Origin of the sequence: Empedobacter sp. GD03865, from assembly GCF_029840775.1 — a bacterium.
GTDB lineage: Bacteria > Bacteroidota > Bacteroidia > Flavobacteriales > Weeksellaceae > Empedobacter > Empedobacter falsenii_B.
Genome location: NZ_JAOCDF010000011.1, coordinates 72,166 through 79,020, shown reverse-complemented (window position 1 = coordinate 79,020; position 6,855 = coordinate 72,166). Strand labels below are relative to the sequence as shown.

The 6,855-nt window shown below is 31.8% G+C and carries 7 protein-coding genes and 1 pseudogene; 4 read left to right on the top strand and 4 right to left on the bottom strand.

Translation table 11 applies throughout. The annotated features are described in order from the left end of the window. Window positions 1-115 (top strand): annotated as a pseudogene (locus N5D46_RS06300) (ferredoxin); the annotation flags it as partial. Window positions 116-485: 370 nt separating this feature from the next. Next, complete coding sequence (locus tag N5D46_RS06295; RefSeq protein ID WP_280049495.1) at window positions 486-1,043, top strand: 5-formyltetrahydrofolate cyclo-ligase; 558 nt, start codon at window positions 486-488, stop codon at window positions 1,041-1,043. Here N5D46_RS06295 and N5D46_RS06290 read toward each other — a convergent pair. Then, the gene (locus N5D46_RS06290) at window positions 983-1,612 is read right to left on the bottom strand and encodes a hypothetical protein (RefSeq protein ID WP_280049494.1); all 630 of its coding nucleotides are present in this window, start codon (window positions 1,610-1,612) and stop codon (window positions 983-985) included. The two genes, N5D46_RS06295 and N5D46_RS06290, sit on opposite strands and share 61 nt — an antisense overlap. Then, window positions 1,596-2,678: a hypothetical protein gene (locus N5D46_RS06285; protein ID WP_038336552.1), complete on the bottom strand. Its 1,083-nt coding sequence runs from the start codon at window positions 2,676-2,678 to the stop codon at window positions 1,596-1,598. The genes N5D46_RS06290 and N5D46_RS06285 overlap by 17 nt, the downstream gene beginning before the upstream one ends. 308 nt (window positions 2,679-2,986) lie before the next feature. Here N5D46_RS06285 and N5D46_RS06280 point away from each other — a divergent pair, with 308 nt between their 5' ends. Beyond that, the gene (locus tag N5D46_RS06280; protein WP_125349180.1) at window positions 2,987-3,244 is read left to right on the top strand and encodes a hypothetical protein; all 258 of its coding nucleotides are present in this window, start codon (window positions 2,987-2,989) and stop codon (window positions 3,242-3,244) included. Between the two features lie 30 nt (window positions 3,245-3,274). Next, window positions 3,275-3,496: a hypothetical protein gene (locus tag N5D46_RS06275; protein WP_125349179.1), complete on the top strand. Its 222-nt coding sequence runs from the start codon at window positions 3,275-3,277 to the stop codon at window positions 3,494-3,496. Between the two features lie 62 nt (window positions 3,497-3,558). Here N5D46_RS06275 and N5D46_RS06270 read toward each other — a convergent pair whose 3' ends face one another. Together N5D46_RS06270 and N5D46_RS06265 are read right to left on the bottom strand one after the other, a co-directional pair. After that, the gene (locus N5D46_RS06270) at window positions 3,559-4,608 is read right to left on the bottom strand and encodes an NAD(P)-dependent alcohol dehydrogenase (RefSeq protein ID WP_280049493.1); all 1,050 of its coding nucleotides are present in this window, start codon (window positions 4,606-4,608) and stop codon (window positions 3,559-3,561) included. A 79-nt stretch (window positions 4,609-4,687) separates the two neighbouring features. Then, window positions 4,688-6,802 (bottom strand): prolyl oligopeptidase family serine peptidase, encoded by a 2,115-nt coding sequence (locus tag N5D46_RS06265; RefSeq protein WP_280049492.1) that lies wholly within the window; start codon window positions 6,800-6,802, stop codon window positions 4,688-4,690. Between the last annotated feature and the right edge of the window lie 53 nt (window positions 6,803-6,855).

The window sequence follows — 6,855 nt, the reverse complement described above, 5'->3', positions numbered from 1 at the left end:
AATTGATAAAAAAGGTTTCCACACGTTGAAAGACCCTGATCATTCTATCGCAGATAATTGCGAACGTGCTGCCAAAGCTTGCCCTGTAAATATAATTACAGTAAAAGAAATTTAGGTTAAAACATTAGCTATATAAAAGTCCATCAAAATTTTGATGGACTTTTTATTTTTTTAATTTTATTTAATTAATATACAAATTCATAAAAGATATTTACGGTTTCCCTTTTTTTTATAAGCAACCTTTTATACATATTTGCATCTATATAGAAAACAAATAAACTATAAAATGTCTAAACCGAAAAGAATTCACAAAACTTACAAAAAGTCTTTATTCAGTAAAATGAAAATAAAACCGGTAAACTTATTACTATTTATGGCAATCGCTTGTTTTATTTTTGTTTTAGTTTTTCTAAATTAATTGGAATTTATTACTCTCTACTTTTTTACTTTGATAATTTCTTAACTTCGTATCAAACTACGAAGAAATGACAAAATCTGAAGCTAGAAAATATTATCGAACGTTGAGAAAATCATTCACTAAAGAAGAAGTGAATAACTTGAGTGATCAAATTTTCGAACACATTAAACAATTAGATTTTTCTACAGATCAGACTTTTCATATTTTCTTACCTATCGAAAAAAATAACGAAATCAATACTTATCCAATCATAAATTGGCTATTTCAACAACAAAAAGAGGTCGTTTTGCCTTTGGTTATTGGCGATGATATGATTAATTGTAAAGTAGAAAAAGGTTTCGAAACGGTATTAAATTCACTTCAAATTCCAGAACCTATTCAGTATTCAGAAATTGATTCTAAAGCTATTGATGTTATTTTTATTCCAATGTTTGTTGCCGATAAAAAAGGAAATCGTGTAGGTTACGGAGGAGGATATTATGATAAGTTTTTGGCAAGATGTAGAGCTGATTCAAAAAAAATAGGTCTAACTTATTTTAGACCTATCGAATATATTGAAGACGCTTATTTCGGCGATTTTCCTCTTGATTTTTGTATTACTCCAGACGGAATTGAATCTTTCTGAATCGAGTCTTTTTTATCATTTAACGTTCTAAAATAGAATTTAAACTCTCGTTGAAATTTGATCGGCTCTTGTTTTAACACAAATACCCCAACATGATTATTGGTTTCGATTAATTTTTTATCCGAATTGAAATAATTAATTGTATACGCAATTCGCTTGATAGAGTCAGGTGTAATTGAATCTTTTGGTAAAATTGCAAATTTAGAAACGGAAGTAAATGTTACTTTTTTTGAACGAAGTTCTCTCAATAACGAAAATATTTCGGTCGTATCTTTTTTAGGAAAATAAGATAACAATTGATCTCTCAACAAACTATCAACAACCGTATCATTGGTATTAGATGCCAGTGCCGAAAGCTCGAAAAACTCGCGCAATTTTTGCTTTGCAATAAAATTTACAGCTTCTACCGAATCCATTTTATTACTTACTGTCGATGCTTCATTTTTGTAACCTTTTATTGCTTCTGGGTTATAATCTCCTTTATATTTATCGTCTTTGCACGATAATATCATCCAAACACTCATCAGCAATATCATGCTAAACTGAACTATTTTACTTATCGTTCTCATCTTGCTGGATTTTAAATTTTAATTTCACAATTTTTCCATTTTTCCTTTCCGATTCGATCAAAGAAAAATTCTTTAACGATGTCGTAGGCATTGTAACTAAATTGATATATTGTTGTTTCGAAAGAATCTCTACACCAAAAAAATCATTGTCATACACTTGATAAATCAACGCATCATCCGCAATCATTTGATTTAGCTTAGAAATTCGTTGTTTCAGATCTTTTGCTGAATTCGAATAATAATACAGCATAATTTTATAATCATCTGGCTCTAACAAAAGCTTTTCTGGCTGATTATATTGATGCAAATTAACCTTAAACGTATCTTGTTTATAATAAGGTGAACTCACAAACATCTTGATTGTATCTTTTTGCGATTCGAATTTGATACAACCTGTTTTCGTTGATAAATAAAGTGGCGTAAAACCATCTCTAATAATTGTAACCTCAACAGAATTGGTAATTGCAGCTTGTCTATCCGAATCTACAAAACAAAATTCATATTCTCGCTGACCAAAAATTGAATAATAAATAGTTGCTCCAATTCCGCTCAACAAAACAACTGCTGCTGCTATTATCGAAATCAATTTTAGCTTAGGTTTTGTTTTAGCAACTTTCTCTTTTACCGGAATTATTTCTTTTTCTGTTGATGGTTTAACATCTGCTGGAATCTCTACTTCAGATTCTTCTGGAATTATATGTTCTGATGAAAAATTTTCGTTTTCTGTTACTTCAATCGTCGATTCTTCAGTCTTATTTGGACCAAAATGTTCGATTTTCTGAACATTAAGAAAGTGTGCCCAATTTTTATATCCACAATATTGCGCCAAAAGATTGAGCATATCAATACGCGGAAGTTTCTTAAAATCTGACTTAAAATACGTATAAAACCATTTTTCACTAACAGTAGATCTGGTTTTATTGAATAAATCGTCTTGAAAAGATGTAATTTCTTGCCCCTTCCAATCGGAGATATTTTCGGATTGAGCAGAATTTTCTTCCAAAAATCGATTTGAAATCGTTTTTTTCAGAATTTCGAAAATTTCTATATCTGTAAATTTGCTCAAAAAATAAAATTTATAAAGTTGGTTTTCAGTATTTTGTAAAATAATTTCGATTTTACAAATTGTCTTTTAATACAACTACAAATAAAATAATTTTTTTGATATGTTGAGTTGTATTTCTTTATTAATGCGTTGTTAAATGATTTCTTTTGTTGTAAAACATTTGTTGAATATTAGATGATTGGATTACAATCATCTTACAACTATTTTGCTTCAAAAAACTTTGATGTCTGCTTAACTTTGGTTCAACAAAATGATTGAAAAAATCAAGAAAAACAAAAAATCAATTAAACATATCAAAAATTAAAGTTATGAAAAAATTAGCATTAAACGTAATCGTATTAGGAGTAATCGGAACTTCATTTGGTCTAACATCTTGTAATTTATTTGGATCGAAAGAAACAAAAACTGAAACAGAAGTAAAAAATGACACGATTACAACAATCGAAGATTCTGTAAAAATTGACTCTGTAGGAAAAGATTCTGTTGTGATCAAAGATTCGGCAGTTGTAAAAGAAACTCCTGTAAAAGTTGAAACAACTAAGACTACAACAACAGAGAAAAAATAATTTGTAGAATAGATTAAACAAAAAAATCAAATGAAAAAATTAGCGTTATTCGCTTTCGCAGCGATTTCTTTCACAGCAATTTCTTGTAAACAAGAACCAACAAGTGTAGGAGAACCAACAACAGTTATTGAAGATTCTGTAAATGTTGAAAAAGCAGAAATTCCTTCGGCAGATTCTGTAGAAGGAGTTACGGTAGATTCTTCGAAAACTGTAAATCCAGCAGGAACAACAAAAGATTCTGTTGCGAAATAGAACTTAAAAACTCAAAAAAAAATCCGCTCGTTAAGCGGATTTTTTTGTTTCTATATCTAAGATTAAGATTCTTTCAATGATTTAATATCAATCACAAAACGGTACTTCACATCAGATTTCATCATTCGCTCGTAAGCTGTATTAATGTTTTGAATATCGATCATTTCGACATCAGACACAATATTATGTTCTCCACAAAAATCTAACATTTCTTGTGTTTCCTTGATTCCTCCAATTAAAGATCCTGCTAAATTACGACGTTTCATAATCAATAAACCTCCGTGAACAGCATCTAAAGGCTCGATAGCTCCAACCATACACATTGTTTTATCTAATTTTAATAATTGTAAATATGGATTAACATCGTGTTTTACAGGAATTGTATTCAATAAAAAATCAAATGAATTTGCATGCGCTTTCATTTGTGTTGCATCTTTCGAAATCAAAACCTCATCAGCTCCAAGTTTCTTTGCATCCTCACCTTTAGATTCGGATGTTGTAATCATTACAACATGTGCACCCATTGCTTTTGCAAATTTAACGCCCATATGTCCCAAACCTCCAAGACCGATTACACCAACTTTATCGCCCGATTTTACATTCCAGTGACGCAAAGGCGACCACGTTGTAATTCCCGCACACAACAATGGCGCAGCAGCTTTTACATCGATATTTTCGGGTACGTGAAGCACAAAATCTTCTTCTACCACGATGTTTTCTGAATAACCACCGTAAGTGATTCCACCATGTTTCGAGTTTTTAGAATTGTACGTTCCTGTAAAACCATTTTCACAATACTGCTCCAAACCTTCGTCGCAAGAATGACAATGTTGACAAGATTCTACCATACAACCTACTCCAACCAAATCTCCAACTTTAAACTTTGTTACATCAGAACCAATTTCTTTTACTCGACCAATAATTTCGTGCCCTGGAACAACTGGATAATTTGGTTTTCCCCAATCGCCTTTCGCTGTATGAATATCGCTGTGACAAACTCCACAATACTCGATATCTATAAAAATATCTTTCGCATGTAAATGTCGACGTTCTATTGTGTGTGGCGCTAATGGATCAGTTTCATTGAACGCTGCATATGTTTTTGTGTTCATTATTTTTAAAATTTTTAACCCTATAAAATTAAAAAATCTACCTGAATAATCAGATGGTTTTGAATGAATTAAATTATAATTATTTCAATTTTTTGATTCCCATGTTCCACAAAGTGAAGGCATACTTATCAGCTGTTTCATTGATCACAACTTCTGTCGAACGACCTGCTCCGTGACCAGCTTTCGTTTCAATTCTGATTAAAACTGGATTATCACACGCTTGTTTCGCTTGTAAATTTGCCGCAAACTTGTACGAATGCGCAGGAACTACACGATCATCATGATCTCCTGTTGTGACTAATGTAGCAGGATAACATGTTCCTTCTTTTACATTGTGAACTGGTGAATATCCTTTTAGATACTCGAACATTTCTTTACTATCATCAGCTGTTCCGTAATCATAGCCCCAACCTGCACCAGCAGTAAATGTATGATAACGTAACATATCCAAAACACCAACCGCAGGCAATGCTACTTTTGCTACTTTTGGATTAATTGTTTCTGTTGCTCCAACTAATAATCCTCCGTTAGATCCTCCTGATAATGCAGTATAATCTGGCGAAGTATAGTTGTTTTTCTGTAAATATTCTGCTGCTGCTATAAAATCATTAAAAACATTCAATTTATTGAATTGACGCCCTCCATCGTGCCATTTTTTACCATATTCTCCACCTCCACGTAGGTTTGGAACAGCGTAAACTCCACCATTTTCAATCCAAGCAGCAGTTGCTGGACTAAATCCTGGCGTTAAACTAATATTGAATCCTCCGTATCCATAAACGATTGTAGGATTTTTACCATTTTTCTTCAATCCTTTTTTATACGTAATAATCATCGGAACTTTTGTTCCATCTTTTGACGTATAAAAAACTTGTTCAGAAATGTAATCATCTGAATTAAATTTCACATTTGGTTTAATGTAAACATCTGAAGAACCCGTTTCTACATTGTATTTGTAGCTTGTAGATGGTGTGATATAATTTGAAAATCCGAAATAGATTTCTTTCTCTGATTTTTTCCCTCCAAATCCTGATGCAGAACCAACTCCAGGCAATGTAATTTGACGAACTTTTGATCCATCATATTTGTATTGCTCTACAACCGAAATTGCATCTTTTAAGTATTTAGCAAATAAATAACCTCCTCCTGTAGAAACAGATAATACATTTTCAGTTTCTGGAATAACTATTTTCCAAGCAGCTTCGCTCAAATCAGAAATAGTTGCTTTAACTACTTTATTGTTTGGTGCTTTGTTATTTGTAAAAATGTAGAAAGTCTCTCCATCGTTATCAATCACAGAAGTATTTGTGTCAAAATTATTCACAATCGTTTTGATTGGACTATTTACTTGAGACAAATCTTGATAATACAACTCATTTCCAGTTGTTGTATTTGCAGCTGTAATAATTAAGAAACGCTCATCATCCGTCAAATAAGCACCAACATAGCGGCGAGGTGTTTCTGCTCCTCCAAAAATCAATTGATCTTTTTTCTGAGCTGTTCCTAATTTGTGGTAATATAATTTGTGTTGATCTGTTTTCTCAGATAATTCAGATCCTTTTGGTTTATCATAAGACGAATAGTAGAAACCGTCGTTTCCTTTCCAAGCTGTTCCAGAGAATTTAACATCAATCAATGTTTCTCCAACTTGTGTTTTATCTTTTGCATTCAAAACAATTACTTTTCTCCAGTCCGATCCATCTTCTGAAATAGAATAGGCAACTAAGCTTCCATCTTTAGAAAAACTAACATCAGCCAAAGAAACAGAACCATCTTTCGAGAATTTATTTGGATCTAAAAAAACTTCTTCCGTTCCGTTTTCACCTAATTTACGATACAAAACTGAATGTTGTTGTAAACCATCATTTTTGTAGTAATACGTATAATCTCCTTCTTTGAAAGGAGTCGAAATTTTCTCGTAATTCCAGATATCTGTCAACGATTTTTTCAATTGCGTGCGTAAAGGAATCTCATTCAAATAAGCATAAGTTGCTTTATTTTGTTCGATTACCCACTTCTTAGTATCCTCAGACAAATCGTCTTCCAACCAACGATATGGATCTTGTACATTCTCTCCAAAATACGTATCAACATGATCAATTTTTTTTGTATCTGGATACTTTTTCTTATAACTCTGTGCATTCACTCCTACCATAAGGGCAACATTAAATAAAATAAAAGCAGTTTTTTTCATTTCTTCTTAGTATAGCTATTTTGGTAAAGATAATAAAATCAAAAAGATAAATT